This window comes from Pseudomonas sp. W15Feb9B, assembly GCF_000828175.1.
GTDB lineage: Bacteria > Pseudomonadota > Gammaproteobacteria > Pseudomonadales > Pseudomonadaceae > Aquipseudomonas > Aquipseudomonas parakoreensis.
On the sequence record NZ_JTKF01000001.1, the window covers coordinates 219,503 to 233,299 of the forward strand.

At 52.9% G+C, this 13,797-nt stretch carries 15 protein-coding genes and 1 pseudogene; 7 read left to right on the forward strand and 9 right to left on the reverse strand.

The window, feature by feature from the left end; genetic code table 11:
• Positions 1 to 64: 64 nt before the first annotated feature.
• From OC71_RS00965 to OC71_RS00975, 3 genes are all read right to left on the reverse strand, one after another.
• Positions 65 to 1,081 (reverse strand): ABC transporter substrate-binding protein, encoded by a 1,017-nt coding sequence (locus OC71_RS00965; RefSeq protein ID WP_041062891.1) that lies wholly within the window; start codon positions 1,079 to 1,081, stop codon positions 65 to 67.
• A 128-nt stretch (positions 1,082 to 1,209) separates the two neighbouring features.
• Complete coding sequence (locus OC71_RS00970; RefSeq protein ID WP_041063058.1) at positions 1,210 to 1,407, reverse strand: hypothetical protein; 198 nt, start codon at positions 1,405 to 1,407, stop codon at positions 1,210 to 1,212.
• 8 nt (positions 1,408 to 1,415) lie between these two features.
• Positions 1,416 to 1,886, reverse strand: a complete 471-nt coding sequence (locus OC71_RS00975) for a hypothetical protein (RefSeq protein ID WP_041062894.1) — start codon at positions 1,884 to 1,886, stop codon at positions 1,416 to 1,418.
• 401 nt (positions 1,887 to 2,287) lie between these two features.
• Here OC71_RS00975 and OC71_RS28445 point away from each other — a divergent pair, with 401 nt between their 5' ends.
• Together OC71_RS28445 and OC71_RS00980 are read left to right on the forward strand one after the other, a co-directional pair.
• Positions 2,288 to 2,563, forward strand: coding sequence for a hypothetical protein (locus OC71_RS28445; protein ID WP_084234098.1), 276 nt, complete (start codon positions 2,288 to 2,290; stop codon positions 2,561 to 2,563).
• 46 nt (positions 2,564 to 2,609) lie between these two features.
• Positions 2,610 to 2,846 carry a DUF2789 family protein gene (locus tag OC71_RS00980; RefSeq protein ID WP_041062897.1) on the forward strand — a complete coding sequence of 79 codons (237 nt, stop codon included), beginning with the start codon at positions 2,610 to 2,612 and terminating at the stop codon, positions 2,844 to 2,846.
• Positions 2,847 to 2,852: 6 nt separating this feature from the next.
• Here the strand turns inward: OC71_RS00980 and OC71_RS00985 are convergent, their stop codons facing one another.
• The 3 genes from OC71_RS00985 to OC71_RS00995 all read right to left on the reverse strand — a co-directional run bounded on the left by OC71_RS00985 (position 2,853) and on the right by OC71_RS00995 (position 5,400).
• The gene (locus OC71_RS00985; RefSeq protein WP_041062900.1) at positions 2,853 to 3,053 is read right to left on the reverse strand and encodes a hypothetical protein; all 201 of its coding nucleotides are present in this window, start codon (positions 3,051 to 3,053) and stop codon (positions 2,853 to 2,855) included.
• Between the two features lie 112 nt (positions 3,054 to 3,165).
• Positions 3,166 to 4,770 carry a methyl-accepting chemotaxis protein gene (locus tag OC71_RS00990; protein ID WP_041062903.1) on the reverse strand — a complete coding sequence of 535 codons (1,605 nt, stop codon included), beginning with the start codon at positions 4,768 to 4,770 and terminating at the stop codon, positions 3,166 to 3,168.
• Between the two features lie 225 nt (positions 4,771 to 4,995).
• Positions 4,996 to 5,400 carry a TraR/DksA family transcriptional regulator gene (locus OC71_RS00995; RefSeq protein ID WP_003225981.1) on the reverse strand — a complete coding sequence of 135 codons (405 nt, stop codon included), beginning with the start codon at positions 5,398 to 5,400 and terminating at the stop codon, positions 4,996 to 4,998.
• A gap of 539 nt (positions 5,401 to 5,939) precedes the next feature.
• Here OC71_RS00995 and OC71_RS01000 point away from each other — a divergent pair.
• The 5 genes from OC71_RS01000 (at position 5,940) to OC71_RS01020 (ending at position 11,224) form a co-directional block, all read left to right on the forward strand.
• The gene (locus OC71_RS01000; protein ID WP_041062907.1) at positions 5,940 to 6,848 is read left to right on the forward strand and encodes a MurR/RpiR family transcriptional regulator; all 909 of its coding nucleotides are present in this window, start codon (positions 5,940 to 5,942) and stop codon (positions 6,846 to 6,848) included.
• A gap of 61 nt (positions 6,849 to 6,909) precedes the next feature.
• The gene (locus OC71_RS01005; RefSeq protein WP_041062910.1) at positions 6,910 to 7,515 is read left to right on the forward strand and encodes a glutathione S-transferase; all 606 of its coding nucleotides are present in this window, start codon (positions 6,910 to 6,912) and stop codon (positions 7,513 to 7,515) included.
• Positions 7,516 to 7,517: 2 nt separating this feature from the next.
• Entirely contained in the window at positions 7,518 to 8,624 is a 1,107-nt protein-coding gene (locus OC71_RS01010) for a DNA alkylation repair protein (protein ID WP_041062913.1), read from the forward strand.
• A 309-nt stretch (positions 8,625 to 8,933) separates the two neighbouring features.
• Positions 8,934 to 10,313 carry an ATP-binding protein gene (locus OC71_RS01015; protein WP_041062915.1) on the forward strand — a complete coding sequence of 460 codons (1,380 nt, stop codon included), beginning with the start codon at positions 8,934 to 8,936 and terminating at the stop codon, positions 10,311 to 10,313.
• Positions 10,314 to 10,318: 5 nt separating this feature from the next.
• The gene (locus tag OC71_RS01020; protein ID WP_041062918.1) at positions 10,319 to 11,224 is read left to right on the forward strand and encodes a DUF4435 domain-containing protein; all 906 of its coding nucleotides are present in this window, start codon (positions 10,319 to 10,321) and stop codon (positions 11,222 to 11,224) included.
• Between the two features lie 542 nt (positions 11,225 to 11,766).
• On the opposite strand, the gene OC71_RS26905 is transcribed toward OC71_RS01020, so the two are convergent.
• The 3 genes and pseudogenes from OC71_RS26905 to OC71_RS26910 form a co-directional block, all read right to left on the reverse strand.
• Positions 11,767 to 12,651 (reverse strand): hypothetical protein, encoded by an 885-nt coding sequence (locus tag OC71_RS26905; protein ID WP_256198904.1) that lies wholly within the window; start codon positions 12,649 to 12,651, stop codon positions 11,767 to 11,769.
• 153 nt (positions 12,652 to 12,804) lie between these two features.
• Positions 12,805 to 12,873: pseudogene (locus OC71_RS28630) on the reverse strand (SEC-C metal-binding domain-containing protein); the annotation flags it as partial.
• A 261-nt stretch (positions 12,874 to 13,134) separates the two neighbouring features.
• Positions 13,135 to 13,794, reverse strand: a complete 660-nt coding sequence (locus OC71_RS26910; protein WP_084234102.1) for a DUF2931 family protein — start codon at positions 13,792 to 13,794, stop codon at positions 13,135 to 13,137.
• Positions 13,795 to 13,797: the final 3 nt, after the last annotated feature.

The window sequence follows — 13,797 nt, forward strand, 5'->3', positions numbered from 1 at the left end:
TTCACGAGATAGCGACTGCTCCGCAGCCGAGCGGGAGCAAGCTCCCTCGCCACAGATGCCCGGCTTATTTCAGTTCGGCCGCGACCTTGTCCGCCACATCCTTCGGCAGCCACGCCTGCCACACCTCTGGATGCGCCTTCATGAATGCCTCAGCGGCCTCCCGTGGCGCGGTGTGTTTTTCGCTCATTTCGGCCAGCGCCTTGTTCAGCGGCGCGATCGGGAAATCCACTTTGCTGAAGAACTCGGTAATCTGCGGATACTGCTTCTGGAACGGCGTAGACACGCCAATCGACAGTTTCGAAGCCAGCGAACGAGTCGGTTTCGGATTGGGGTTATCGGCATCGGTCAGGGTCTTCCACGCTTCGGCATCAAACGGTGGCTCTTCCAGTTGCACCAGTTTGAATTTGCCCAGCAACGGTGTCGGCGACCAGTAATAGAACAGCACCGGTTTGCCCCGGCGGATCGAAGAACTGATCTCGGCATCCAGCGCCGCACCCGACCCGCTGCGGAAGTTGGTGTAGTCATCCTGCAGGCCATAAGCGGTCAGCTTCTGCTTGTTCACCACTTCCGAGGTCCAGCCAATCGGGCTGTTGAGAAAACGGCCCTTGCTCGGGTTTTCCGGGTCCTTGAACACGTCCTTGTATTGCTTCAGGTCACTGACGCTGCGCAGATTTGGCGCCAGCGGCTTGATACCCTTGGCCGGGTCACCCTTAATCACGTACTCCGGCACCCACCAGCCTTCCGTAGCGCCCTTGACCGTATCACCGAGACTGGCGACCTTGCCCTCCGCCTCGGCCTTGACCCACACCGGACTGCGCCCGGCCCACTCCTCGCCAATGACCTGAATGTCATTGTTGGCCAGCGCCGTTTCCAGGGTGATGGTGGTGCCCGGCAGCGTATCCGTCGGCAAGCCGTAACCTTTCTCGACGATGATCCGCAGGACATCGGTGATCAGGCTGCCGCTTTCCCAGTTCAGGTCGGCAAAATGGATGGGCGTTTGCGCCGCCGTCACCGGTTGTGCCGATGTCAGCACACCAAACGTGACCATGCTGGCGGCCAGTAGCCGTCGAAATCCTTTCATGCTTTTGCACCTCGTGCTGTTCACAGCAATAGCAGGATGGCCTGGCAGAAGACCGCAAGCCTCTGAATACTCAGTCAACTGACTGTAGCCGAGGTTCCTGCTTTTTCCGGGACCCTATCCCGACGAGGTTACGTTTCAGACTTTTCCTGCAAGCTTTGCAGCTCGCGTCTGACCATGCTGGCGTATTCCGCAGGCCGCAACGTGTAGATCTGCGCAGCCACCCAGTTCAGCCACGCGCCTTGCATTCCGGCTTTGGCGTTGAACAGCCGCAAAGCCTCTTCACGTGCTCGGTCGAGGTGCCGGGAATGGAAGTCAGCGCGACTCAAATCGCCAGTCACTCACTGGCCTTGAACGTGACCAGCTCGCCCTTGCGCCACTTCGCGGCTTTGCCGGTGACCGCTTTCAGGGTTTTGGTCAGGCCTTCCTGCAATTGCTGATGCGCGGCAAACACCGTCACCACGCTGTGGCCTTCCTTGAACAGGATCGCGTGGCCGTCTGCTGTATCGACAAAGGCGTAATCGCCCAGGCCGTACACCGTCAGTTTGATTTCGCGAAAGCGGATGTCCATCTTGCCGCCTTCACGGCTGGGCAGCACCGCCGCGCTGAAATGATCGCCGACCTTGAGCTTGAGCCCCGGTTTGTCATCGACCACCAATGCACTTTCGGTGTCGATCTCGGCCACGTAAATACCTTCGGCGTTCTGTTCGGTGATGTAAACAAAACGCGATTGAAACAGCTTGACCAGCTTTGCACGCAAATCACCCAACACGAACAAAGCATGCATATCGAGATTACTGACTGCCAAAGAAACATCCCCACATCTGAAAAGTACCCTGCGCCAAAACGCGCACGGCAAAAAAATGGCCAGGCCGATGCTGTTACCGAACGACTTCAACCAACCTGAAACAAGCAGAACGCCCATTCATCAAGGGTTCGCAAGACTACTGGAAAGTCAGGCGAGAAACTTGCCTCGACGTTCGCCAGGCTTTGAAGGAAAAATCTTCATTGAAGCGCAACGAAGACGGACTACAAACTTTAGGGAAAAAACTGACGAAAAAAAGCCCTTTTCCGACATATCGCCGGTAAAAAATTGCTTTAGATAGGCACCTGTCGCCAACAGACACTGGCGATTCTAGAGCAGCGATGCTCCTTCCGACTACCCGAACCGACCTGTAACCGTCGGCTATCTCATGAAAAGGACTTCATATGTGCACTCTGACTCACTTTGCCCAGCCTTCCAACCTTGGCATTGACTCGCCATTCGTACTGCAAGGCACCGATTTGGCTGAACTGGCGGAGCACGGACCAGGCAATCACAGACCTCGATTTCAGGTAGTTCCGGCGGGCAACGCGTTCTTTCATATCAAAGAATCATCCACCGGTCGTGTAAGAGGTTTCCGCGAAGATCATAACGAAGCATGCGCCCTTGCCCGCTCGCTTGAATCACGAATCGAACTCTTGTCCAACGGCCGCCTCAGATAAAGGGCGAGCGACAGCGCCATTCCGGCCAACGCAAAAGGAGTAAACGATGGAACTGCCAGCCTATGATCTGAAAACCCTGTTCGACCAACTGGGCCTGCCTTCGGAAAACGAGGCAATCGACGATTTCATCGAAGCGCATCCGCTGGACGCCAACACCAAGTTGATTGATGCCGAGTTCTGGACGCCGCAACAGGCGCAACTTCTGAAAGAGTGGTTGCGCGCCGACGGCGAAGAAGCGGTGATGGTCGATGAATTAAACGTACGCCTGCACGACGGACGTTAATAAATGTCAGTGCAGGCTGTCGCCAGGCTCGGCCATCAGTTGCGCGAGCCAGGCAGCCTTGCACTCCTCCGCCTCGTCGCGACTGGCGAACGCAATGCCGCGCCGCTCACCGTTGAGCAGCACCACCCAGCAGACACTCTGGCCCATCGCGCGCAATCCGGCGGGCACACCACTGCCAATCATCACCGCGACATCGACTCTGCACATATTGACCTCTCGACTTCATTAGCTACCTAACTAATAGCCATGTTAATGACTTCGTCGCGGAGGAAACAGCAACGCCCGTGCACAGATTCATTGCGCGAGCGGTAACAATCGATCAGCGCGGACTCTCCGGTTTATAGCCCAGGCGCAGACCGCCCCAATGCCGGCCCTTGACCATGATCGGCACCGACAGGTCATGCATCAGCTCGCCGGTATCGCGGGTGTACGTCTGCAGTAGCACCGGTTGCTGATGACTGCCGCAGCGAATCCCGGTGCGGTCAGCGAACTTGCGCTTGGTGCGGTTGCCCACCGCGTCGACCTGCGCGTCACCGGTCAACGGCTGACTGAACGCCAGGTTGTGCGTCGGCACATAGCCCTGTTGCGTGCAGGCGATGGCGAACACCAACCCCTCGTGGCGCGGTAGCAACGGCTCCTGAATCGCCGGCAATACCTGATCGGTGTAGCGGTCGAAACGGGTCTGAAACTTCGGCGGTTGCGTTCCGGGAATCGGCTGATATTGACGGTCGAACAAATCCTCAAGGCTGATCCGCCCCTGCTCGACATCCGCCTCGAACCGCGCCGCAATCTGACTCGCGCCCTCACGCGCCAGGTCATAGACGCGCTGGTGATAGTCATCCAGACCGACTTCGGCCAGGCGCTCGCTGATGGTTTCCGCCTGGCCTTCCATCTGCACGGCGGCCTCGGCCAGGCGCCGGGTCTGTTGATCGCTGATCGCCAGATCGCTGCGCATCTGTTCGATGGCCTTGAACAGGCTGTCGAGCTGCTCGCGATTGGTTTCCGCACCCCGGGCGATTTCGCCGACCTGACCTTCCACCCCGGCGGCCAACCGGGCGATGTTTTCCAGATGCTGACCGGTGTTCTCGACCTGCTCGACGCCGGTCTGCAGATCACTGGACAGCTCGCGGATCTGCTCCACCACTTGCGCCGTGCGCTGCTGAATATCGGCGACCATCTCGCCGACTTCGCCCGTCGCCGACGCCGTGCGCGCCGCCAGACCGCGCACCTCATCCGCCACCACCGCAAAACCCCGGCCATGCTCGCCGGCCCGTGCCGCTTCAATCGCCGCGTTCAAGGCCAGCAGATTGGTCTGGCTGGCGATGGACTGAATCACCAGCGTCACCCGTTGAATGTCGTCGCTGCGCAGGCTCAAGGCTTCGATCAACTCACGGCTGGCGTTGGCGCGTTGACTGAGTTGATGCATGCGCGCAATCGAATCCACCAGTTCGGTGCGCCCCGCCGCGCTGCTGTGATGCGCTTCGCTGGCGGCGTCCAGCGCTTCACGGCTGAGCTGCGAAGTGGCGTGTTCGGTGGCGATCATCACTTCGGCGTTGCTGACAATCTGCGCCGCCGCGTCGAGTTGCGATTCCAGTTTGCTCGCCAGTTGCTTGACGGAAAACGCCACACCGGCGGCTGACAGCGCGTTATGACTGGTGGTGTAGGAAAGGTCGCGAGTGAGTTCGGAAATCGCGCTGCCGGCATCGACAGGGGCAAGATCGGGGATGGCACGCGAGCGCAGGCGCGGCAGCCAGACAATCAGCACCGCCAGCGGCAGGCCGATGTACAGCGACCATTCACCCAGCGTCATGCCGGCGAGCAACAGCATCAGGGCGATGCTTTGCAGGGTCGGAGCGATCCAGCGGTTTTTCGGCAACAGCACTGGTGCGGGCAAAGCCCCAACCAGAGATCCATCTCTCGTCATTTCAACACCCCACGCTTGTTCTCATTGTTGTGACTGCATTAAACGCCACTAGAACGCCATTATCCATGGTCCGTTAGTCGTGGAGTCTGCAGCAGGTCAATGGAACGGTGCGCAAGATATCGCAGACGAGCAAAAGCAAAGATCGCAGCCCCGTCAGCTCGTCTAGGAGCTGCCGAAGGCTGCGATCTTTTGCAGGCGCCCCCGATTCAGGGGGCAGCCATGGAATCAGGCCTGACGCTGGTGCTTGTCGATCTGCTCGTGACGCTCTTGAGCTTCGATGCAGTATTTGGTGGTCGGGCTGATCAGCAGGCGTTTCAGGCCGATGGCCTCGCCGCTGTCGTCGCACCAGCCAAAACTGTCTTCCTTGATGCGCTCAAGGGCTTGTTCCAGTTGCGGCAGCATGCGCTGGTCGCGATCGATCGCGTTCACCAGCCAGGTGCGCTCTTCTTCAACCGAAGCCGCGTCCGCCGGGTCGGCCGGAGTGTCCAGGCTTTCGATGGCGATACGGTTTTGCTCAATGCGCTCATGGGTTTCGACTTTCATGTTCTGCAACAGCTCAGTGAAGAAAGCGTGTTGCTCGGCATTCATGTAGTCATCTGCCGGCATGGCCAGCAACTTGTCCTTTGTCATTGATATCTCTATAAAAAAACGTGCATTAAGGCGAAATAGGGAGCGTTCCGGCGAACCGTGTCCGGTCGACGAAAAGGCATCGTTTATTGCAAACGCCACCCGGCACTCAATTTACGAAGGGGCGGCAGTCTAAGGCCCGTTTGAGGCCTCAGCAACTGTAAATACCGGGAATTTGTCCGACAAGCCCCGTAAACAGCTCTGACACAGGCGTCATGGCGGTCATCGGAGTGCGTTTATAGCAAGAAATTCAGTCCAACGGCTGTATATAGAAGACAAACGGCTAACCGAGCGGCAGTTGGTCGCATTTTTTTCAGCCATGCCGCCCGCGCAGTGCATCGTTTCAGCTGCGCAGACGCCGGAAATCTCCCCTGCCAACTCCCCGCACCCCGCCTATCATCAGGCACACCGTAAACAACTGTGGCGAGGGAGCTTGCTCCCGCTGGGTCGCGAAGCGGCCCCCAACTTTGGGCCTGCTGCGCAGTCCAGCGGGAGCGAGCTCCCTCGCCACAGTGTGATTTGATCAGCCTGAAGGAAGACTTATGCCCCGCCCCGATCTGCCGGCCAACGACGAGCGCCCCCTCGCCAGCCCCCCGATCAATGCCGAGCGTCTGCTGCAACTGATCACCGACGAATACGACACCCTGCCACGCCAACTCAAACGCATCGCCAGCTACATGAGCCAGCAAAGCGAGCGGATCATGGTCGATCGCATCAGCGACATCGCCCGCGAATGCGAGGTGCATCCGTCCGCCATCGTGCGCTTCTCGCAGCGCTTCGGTTTCAGCGGCTTCAGCGAAATGCAGGCACTGTTCCGCACCGCCTACACCCACAAAGCCTCGCCAGTGCACAACTACCAGCAACGCATCCGCAGCATGATCGCCAACCAGTCGCAGCAGGCCAGCGACGGCGACCTCGCCCGCGAATGCATCGACGCCACCCGCTCCGGCATCGAACGCCTGGGCCGCGAACTCGACGACGTCGCGTTTGAAAAAGCCGTCGACCTGATCGTCAACGCCGACAACATCTATGTCGTCGGCGTGCGCCGCTCCTTCGCCGTCGCCGACTACCTCGTTTACAACTTGCAACACACTCACAAGCGCATTCACCTGGTTTCGGGGCTGGGCGGCAGCTATCGCGAGCAGATGCGCAGCGTGCGTAGCGGCGATCTGGTGATCGCCATCAGCTTCACCCCCTACGCCAAGGAAACCCAGCACTGCCTGCGCTACGCCCGCCAACAACAGGCCAACACCCTGATCCTCACCGACAGCCACCTCTCGCCATTGGCTAAAAACGCCAACAGCCTGCTGCTGGTGAATGAAGGCAGCGCATTGGCCTTTCGTTCGCTGAGCGCGACGTTGTGTTTGTGTCAGGCGTTGTTCGTGGCGGTGGCGTATCGGCTGGAATTGAATGTGGACGAGATTCACGAACAAGCCGGGTTTGACGACTGACATTTGCCTCAGGCTCGGCTAGGTTATGCCTTCCCACCGGTTCGACTTGAAGGAACGCGTCATGAAACTGATCGGCATGCTGGACTCCCCTTACGTGCGCCGCGTGGCGATCTCCGCCAAACGCCTGGGCATCGACCTCGAACATGAATCGGTCTCGGTGTTCCGCCACTTCGAGCAATTCCAGCAGATCAACCCGGTGGTCAAGGCGCCCACACTGATCCTCGACGACGGCGTGGTCCTGATGGACTCCACCCTCATCCTCGACTACCTCGAAGCCGCCAGCGGCAAAAGCCTGCTGCCGAGCGACCTCAAACAACGCGCCCACGCCCTGCGCCTGATCGGCCTCAGCCTCGCCGCCTGCGAAAAAGCCGTGCAGCTCTACTACGAACGCAACCTGCGCCCGGCCGACATTCAATACCAACCGTGGGTCGAACGCGTCGAAGGCCAACTCGCCGCCGCGTTCACCGCCCTCGAACAGGAACTGGAAAAAACCGGCCTGCCCACCGACGGCACCCTCACCCAGGCCGGCATCAGCCTCGCCGTCGCCTGGAGCTTCACCGACCTCGTCGTCCCCGACCAGATCGACACCCGCCGCTACCCGCACATCGCCCAATACACCGCGTACGCCGAAACCCTCGAAGCGTTCATCAGCACCCCGATGACCTGACCATGAGCACCACCGACACCGCCGCCCCGGCGTTAAAGGAAATCTTCAACGCCGAACGCCTGCAACACATCGCCAGCGAAATGAGCGCCGTGTACCCGGCGTTCAAGGCCAAGGCGTTTCTCAAGCACGCCAACCAAGGGCTGGCGGAATTGTCGGTGATGCAACGCATGGCCCGCGTCAGCGAAAGCCTGCACGCCGTGCTGCCACTGGACTACGAAGATTCCCTCGACGTCCTGCGCGAACTCGCCCCCCGCCTCAACAGCGGATTCGTCAGCATGTGCCTGCCGCACTACGTCGCCAGCTACGGCGGCCACGCCTTCGACACCTCGATGCAAGCGCTGAAATACTTCACCACCTTCGGCTCCTCCGAATTCGCCATCCGCCACTTCCTGCGCAGCGACCTCGAACGCTCACTGGAACTCATGCACGACTGGACCCAAGACGAAAACCACCACGTCCGCCGCCTCGCCAGCGAAGGCACCCGCCCTCGCCTGCCCTGGTCATTTCGCCTGGAAGCCGTGCAAGCCAACCCGCAACTGGCCGCCGGAATCCTCGATCGGTTGAAAGCCGACGAGAGTTTGTACGTGCGCAAGTCCGTGGCGAACCATCTGAATGACGTAACCAAGGAACATCCGGAATGGGTACTGGACACGATTGAAGGCTGGCCACTGGAGAACAAACACACGGCGTGGATTGCCAAGCATGCGTTGCGCAGTTTGATCAAACAGGGAGATCTGCGTGCGCTGACGGTGATTGGTGCGGGGGCCAAGGCTGAGGTGGAGTTGCTGGATGTGCGGGTTGAGCCGGCGGTGGTGAGGTTGGGTGAGGCGATTACGTTGTCGTTTACGGTGAAGTCGACGGTGGCGCATGAACAGCGCTTGGTGATTGATTATGCGATTGACTATGTGAAGGCGAATGGCGGGGTTTCGGGGAAGGTTTTCAAGTTGAAGACGGTGGTGTTGGCGGGGTTTGGGGAAGTGGTTGTGGGGAGGCGGCAGGTGATTCGGGATTTTACGACGCGGAAGCATTTTTTGGGGCGGCATGGGGTGAGGGTTTTGGTGAATGGGGAGGTTTTGGGCAACACAGCATTTGACATTGTTGATGGCTGATGTCGTGTGAAGCTTCGTTGATCTGGCAATATCTTGAGGAGAGGGAATTACGGATGAGGCTGCGGCCAAGAGCGGACGTTCATCCAGGTACTTGCTACTAGCACATGAGTGCATGTTCTACCAGATAGCAGCTACCGGCTAAGAGCCGGTAGTGGGATGCGTCAACGGAAACTGGTCGAGCGATGATAGATTTGGATGATAGGGCACAAAGGATGTAGCGCATACAGTGCCATCATGCCACTATATCTCTGTACGCAACTCGTCAGAAGTTCTTTTCATCTGTATTTATATAAATAACAGGGTCGGGATATGATAATCGAAAGTTTGTATGCGAAGGACTTGCATGGCTACATAACTGGGCTGACAACCCTGAATTCCGGGCTTAATATAATCTTTGGAAAGAACGGCTCAGGTAAGACAACCGCGCTAAACATAATCAGGGCTATTTTAAATTTTGATATTGACTATATTCAATCACTCCAATTTTCCGAAATTGAGATTGTTTTTTTCGATAACGAAAAAAGAGGGGTGATTTCTTTCTTAAGGAAAAATGATAATTATACCGTCAAGATAAATGAGCTTTCTGCCGCACTCTCGTCGATCTCAGTATTGATGAAAGGGGATAAAGAGAACTCATTAATCCTAAGATCGATTATGGAGGGGTTCCAGCACGACCTAAAAAAGAGCAAGCCATTGGATGATGCCATTGCCATAAAAAAAGAAATCGATAAAATAAAAGCAAGAACAAGCATAACCCTTGTAAATATCGATAGAACAATTAAAGTTACTGCCAACAGCGGTGACGTGTCAATCGACAATGCTTGGCATGTAAAGTTTTTAAGTGATAAGCCCGCTGTAGAGAAAACACCTTTAGACTATGTTCAGTCATATTGTATTGAAAATCACCGCGACCTAACCAAAAACCTTGCAACAATCAAAACTGAGTTTATTAATGGGCTGATGGTAAAATTTCTGGACTTGCGCGCAAGCGAACTCGGGCAGGATCAAGTTAGTGTCACAATCGATGACATTTCTAAACTTGAGCAGCGACTGAGGGAGTTGGAGATTTACAAAGATCAAGGTCCTGCAAAGGTTCTTGGAAAGTTCTTCAAGGACACTAAGAAGATTTTTGAAGCGCAGTCTTCTGGCACGGTAAAAAAACTGAAGGCTGGACGCAGAACTGCAAGTGAAGAAAGAGATATAATTATTAAAAATATCTCTTTTGCTCGAATTGAAAGCCTATTGGCTTCCATTCAGGAAATGGATGAAAAAATTGCAGAAAGCAGTGCTCGCACAAAAAAATATTTAAAAGTCGTTAATTCTTTTTTTGCTGACTCTGACAAAGAGATTTTATTCTCGAAGGTTGATGGTCAGTTGCGCTTTAAGTTTATGTCTGCTGAAACATCAGAAGGCTCACAAGAGCGTGGGATAAACGAGCTTTCTTCGGGCGAGCGGCAAATTATTATCGTCCTTAGCTATCTTTATTTTGTTGCGAAGAAAGATTCTATATTTATCATTGACGAGCCGGAGCTCTCGCTTCATTTGGCGTGGCAAAAAGAGTTCGTTGGAGCAATGTTGGAGTTAGCGCCTGAAAACTGTCAGATCATTCTTGCCTCGCATTCACCCGAAATTGTAGGACCATATAGGCATACAGTTTCACGAGTATTTGGTGATTCGAGAGGGGGGTGATAAATATGCGCGCATACCAAGACTACCCATCATATTCCGCTGACGGCGGAGCAGCGAGAGATATTCTACTTTCAGATTATTTTGATCTGTTCTTCTATTTCGAAGATGAAGGGCAAGAATATATATATGAGCAGTTTTTAATAAAAATCGGAATCAAACCTAAATACGCAGTGATCTGCACTGGAGGGAAAACAAAATTCAAAGATATTTCTAATGAAGTTTCAAACAAAAAGCGAATTTTTATTTGTGACAAAGACTTTGATGATATAACTGGAGAGGCTGGGACCTATCAAGGAAAACAGTTTGTTTATCTTGGTAGATTTTGTTTTGAGAACTATCTTATCACTGAGCAAGCACTAGTCGGCCTGTTTCGTGAAAGGCTGAAAAAAACCACGCCTGACATATCACCAAAATTCGAGTATGAGAAATACTGGGGTATCCTCAGGGCACAATATGAGAAGTTGTCGCGTCTTTACGCCATCTCTAGAAATTATAGGGTCGGAATAAAGACTACAAAAACAGACGCTGCGGAGTTAATTAAAAGCTGCGATGATTATTTTTTGGCCCCCACAGAAGATTACATTGAAACAGTTAGAATTAGTATTATTGAAGAGTCTCTTAAAAAGGGTGGCTGGATAACGGAAAGAGAGCTATTCCCACAGCTAGAACATGACGCTTTTAATCCTAAGCAAGAGTATGAGGGTGTGTCAGACGAATCTGAAACCTCTCATCTGTGCGGAAAGCACCTGCTGAGAATTTTAATACTTCAAGCCGACAAAGTATTTGGTAGCGAAATGTATAATGGTGATTTTCAAGACATCTACAGTAGATTAATTTCGCACAGCGACCCCCAAACCTTTGAATCGGTCCGACTTTCAATAGAGAGAGCAATCTTGATGCAAGAGGTTTAATGACTAGAAGCAGTAAGATCGGATTTTATGATAAAAAATTCGCGATATACTCTTAGGGGTTTCTATGTTTAATGCAAAGATTGAGCATAGAAACAACTATTCTACTACGATAAAGACAATACTTCGCTCACAGTCTTCGCTCGTATTTCCACTGAGCTTAACTTATTTAAGGGCTGCTAAGGAGCGAAAGTAAGCACCTTAAGACTTCCTCTTTTGGCGGAAAGCAGATCTGGCTGTGTGAGTGAGAGTTTCGGACGATCATTGAAAGCGTTTTAGGGAACATTTAGGGCACTTTGGAGTGCTGCCGTATGTCGCAGAGAACACAAAACATGTGACCTCAATGACCGAAATTTTGTTTTTTAAGCGGTCTGCAAAAATATTAGAAGGAGTTCGAGATCCTAGTCTAGTTCTCTTGGCCGGACTAAAAGTCTCCCTGCACCGGGTCGGGTACGGGGCTGTTTAACATAACGGAGTGATGGTTACGAATTGTTTTTACTCAAATCCCGAGCAATAGTAGAAAGCTTGACTCGCAAACAAACAAGTTAAATCATCGGCACCATCAATATATTTGTTATTGGTGGAAAATTCAGAGGACGAGAAATATTTATCGACTCGCCATAGGTACAACCATCTATGCCTTGCGAATACAGGCTTTTTATTAATCTTTGAGTGTCGTCATCCAGCGAAGAATACCAATCTGGCGAAATATAGAAATTCTCGATAAGTAGAATTGTGAACACCGCCAAGCTATCGGCTGTCAGTTTATTATCTAGAAACTGTCTAATCAGTTTATTGCAGGTTAAAGAATGCTCTGATAGCCACGACAAAACAATATACCCTTTCCCTTTACTAGAAAATGAATTAATGGCAATGTAATCCGGCACACTGTCTCTATCATTTGAAATATCTTGAGCTTTGTGCCCATCAAAATCAAACGTTGGACCTACCATTGCACTCCCCATTATTGGGGGCGGAGATTCAAGTGTAAACACGGTATAATTCAGATCAGAATAGTCATTCGACATTAGCATCATATTGAGCTTTGATTTTATCCGCCTCAAATCCCCTATAGTTAAACTATTGTTATTGCCAAGAACATTTGATACGGCTTGGATTGCTAGCTGCTGAGGGAGGCTTTTACCTCCATCGAGGGTTTTCATCAATTCAAATGTTTTTGATGCATAGTCTTTGCTAAATAACTCTTTGGCTATTCCTCTATAAGTCACTAGAAAGCAATGTAAAGGGGAAGAATCAAATGATTGATCTTCGATTGGCGAGAATATTTTTTTGTCATGTACAGAGCAAAAACCTGAGAAGGTAGACGCGTTATTTATTCCGACCTCTTCAAGAATTATTTTTGGTGCAACATTTAACTTAAGGTCTGCGGATATTTTTAATACATGACCGTCCTTTGCTATCGCTTTCAAGGATGAACTTTTTGATACCGTGTGCGCTTTAATTATCTTATTCGAACACTCATGCAATAGTGATTCCGGGACGCTGCACTTTTTGGTTTTCTTAAAGGATCCTAATGTTTTAAGTAGGGTATGAGCCTCAATCGCTGGATGCTTGTCTTTATCTAGATGGCAGTGCTTGTACTTATTTCCCGACTCACACCAACATGGGTCGTTTCTTCCCGGCATCTCCATAAACCCCCTTGAACCAACATAAACAATTAGTAGTTATTCCTAGCGCCATTTTTGGCCCATGGCGTGAGGACATCTTAGTCAATATAGTCGAGATTTGAAGAGAGCGAGTAACCAATCATCAATTTCCATTGCCCACTCCTTAGTAGAATCCACAGCCGAAAGCGAACCTTCGTTGAACCCGACATTGACTCGGTAGCTGTCAAATATGATTACTCAGAACAACGCCGCTGAAGACAGACAAGAGAGGTGCCTCCTGCCTTTCTACTGCCAACTCCCATACGGTATTCCGAATTTATCGATATACCGCTTGGAGTTTTCGCTGACGGGATACGCATAGCGCCCTTGGTTCTTACCTTGACTAGGCCCTAGCGGTTCAACCTCTGCCTGCGCCCTAGCGACTTTGACAGAATGGTGGCATGAGTCTCTAACCCAGACTTGCACGACACCACCGGGCGCCAGGCCCAAGTAGAGAGACGCGCTATAGCGCCCCTTTTGTTCAGGTGTTTTAGCGCAGCGCTGATTGACGGACTCAAGCATGAGTCGCCTGGCTTCCTCTGGGATATCTACCCAGACCTTGTACGTTTGCGGTTCAACAATGGATTGCCAACGGACATAGATCCTTTCGGGAGGATCAGCACCAACAACATTTTTTCCGTTACTTCCTACGCCGTGCCAACCTTGAGCAGATGCTGTTCCATCCTCTGGCTGCCCGCCTGAGGCGGATCCACCTCCGGTGCGCAGGAATACTCTGCCTTTAATGTCTTCGACCGAAGTGTCCTCAACCCAGACTTTCATGTAGTCGGGCTCAGTGAAGCCTAGCTCCCACCAAGGAGATTTGGGGTCGTTTTTGGCTGATAGCGGATCACTTGGCTGGCACCCGCTGATCAAGAGAACACAAATCATCGTTGTAAGTAGTTTCATCAG

Coding starts and splice junctions, on each gene's coding strand:
- OC71_RS00980 (WP_041062897.1), top strand. CDS start 2,610: ATGGAACTGCCAGCCTATGATCTGAAAACCCTGTTCGACCAACTGGGC.
- OC71_RS26910 (WP_084234102.1), bottom strand. CDS start 13,794: ATGAAACTACTTACAACGATGATTTGTGTTCTCTTGATCAGCGGGTGC.
- OC71_RS28445 (WP_084234098.1), top strand. CDS start 2,288: ATGTGCACTCTGACTCACTTTGCCCAGCCTTCCAACCTTGGCATTGAC.
- OC71_RS01005 (WP_041062910.1), top strand. CDS start 6,910: ATGAAACTGATCGGCATGCTGGACTCCCCTTACGTGCGCCGCGTGGCG.
- OC71_RS01010 (WP_041062913.1), top strand. CDS start 7,518: ATGAGCACCACCGACACCGCCGCCCCGGCGTTAAAGGAAATCTTCAAC.
- OC71_RS01000 (WP_041062907.1), top strand. CDS start 5,940: ATGCCCCGCCCCGATCTGCCGGCCAACGACGAGCGCCCCCTCGCCAGC.
- OC71_RS00985 (WP_041062900.1), bottom strand. CDS start 3,053: ATGTGCAGAGTCGATGTCGCGGTGATGATTGGCAGTGGTGTGCCCGCC.
- OC71_RS01020 (WP_041062918.1), top strand. CDS start 10,319: ATGCGCGCATACCAAGACTACCCATCATATTCCGCTGACGGCGGAGCA.
- OC71_RS00965 (WP_041062891.1), bottom strand. CDS start 1,081: ATGAAAGGATTTCGACGGCTACTGGCCGCCAGCATGGTCACGTTTGGT.
- OC71_RS00995 (WP_003225981.1), bottom strand. CDS start 5,400: ATGACAAAGGACAAGTTGCTGGCCATGCCGGCAGATGACTACATGAAT.
- OC71_RS01015 (WP_041062915.1), top strand. CDS start 8,934: ATGATAATCGAAAGTTTGTATGCGAAGGACTTGCATGGCTACATAACT.
- OC71_RS00990 (WP_041062903.1), bottom strand. CDS start 4,770: ATGACGAGAGATGGATCTCTGGTTGGGGCTTTGCCCGCACCAGTGCTG.